The organism is Acinetobacter sp. UBA6526 (assembly GCF_002434875.1).
Lineage (GTDB): Bacteria > Pseudomonadota > Gammaproteobacteria > Pseudomonadales > Moraxellaceae > Acinetobacter > Acinetobacter venetianus.
This window is the reverse complement of the sequence record NZ_DJLC01000116.1, coordinates 3453-4658: the sequence shown is the minus strand read 5'-3', so window position 1 is coordinate 4658 and position 1206 is coordinate 3453. Positions and strand designations below refer to the sequence as shown.

At 42.1% G+C, this 1206-nt stretch carries 2 protein-coding genes; both read right to left on the bottom strand.

The window, feature by feature from the left end; genetic code table 11:
* Nucleotides 1-609, bottom strand: a 609-nt coding sequence (locus B4237_RS07795) for a PhoH family protein (protein WP_286942553.1), incomplete at its 3' end; no start/stop codon positions are given.
* A 39-nt stretch (nt 610-648) separates the two neighbouring features.
* Nucleotides 649-1206 (bottom strand): radical SAM protein (locus B4237_RS07790; RefSeq protein ID WP_286942551.1); only part of this gene is annotated, 558 nt, incomplete at its 5' end.

The window sequence follows — 1206 nt, the reverse complement described above, 5'->3', positions numbered from 1 at the left end:
ATCGTAGAGAGGACGTAAATAAGGGTCAATTTTTTGAGTTAAGTCACCCGGCAAAAAGCCAAGCTTTTCACCCGCTTCAACCGCAGGGCGTACCAGTAGAATACGTTGGATTTCATTGCGTTCTAACATATCGACAGCGGCAGCAACAGCCAGATAAGTTTTACCTGTCCCCGCTGGCCCGACGCCAAAGGAAATATCACTTTGTAAAATACGCTGGACATAGCGCTTTTGATTTGCGCCGCGTGGATTGATACGCCCTTTGCGCGTCTGAAAGTAGACATCAATTGGCGCATCATATTCATCCATTTCTTCGCCGACCAATTCGAAGTTACGTTCGGTTTGCGAAGACTGAATCATTAGGTGCAGTAAATCCGCACTGATTTGTGACGAAATTTCTGATTCTTGATAGAGCCGCTGCAGCAAAGCTTCGGCTCTTTCGACCGCTTCCATATCACCGTCTAGATAAAAAGCATCGCCTCGGTGAGTAATTTTGACATCTAAACGTTGTTCGATTTGTTTTAAATGCCCGTTATACGCACCGAGCATGCTTTTTAAACGTTCCATTGAAATCTCAGGGAACGTTACTGTACGTCGAATCGCTGCAGTCAAGAGAAACCCTTTTTGTTGACTTGTAAGAATACCCTTACATTACGCCACGTCAGGTTCAAGATTCAAGAGTTCTCCATAAACTAAATTTAAAGTTTTGATTTCAGTAATCTCAATCTCTGCGAAACGTCCGACCCACGCTGCATCACCGATAAACGTAACTAAACGTGTATTGTCAGCTGTACCTATTAAAACGTTCGGATCTTTATCCGATACTTTCTCAATCAGTACACGTTCGATCTTACCGAGCATCGCATCAGTTTTATCAATACTTGACTGTTTAATGACTTGTTGTACTTGAGCCAAGCGGTCTTTTTTCACTTGCTCAGGCGTGTCATCTGGAAGTTCCGAAGCAGGTGTACCCGGACGCTTTGAATAAACAAAACTGTAAGAATGATCGAAATCTAAATCTTTGATGAACTGTAATGTTTCAGCAAAATGTGCATCAGTTTCACCAGGGAAACCAATAATAAAGTCACTCGATAAATGCATATCTGGGCGTACTTTGCGTAACTTGGCAATTTTATCAATATAAACATCAATCGTATGGTTACGTTTCATCGCTTGTAACACATCGTTTGAACCACTTTGTACAGGTAA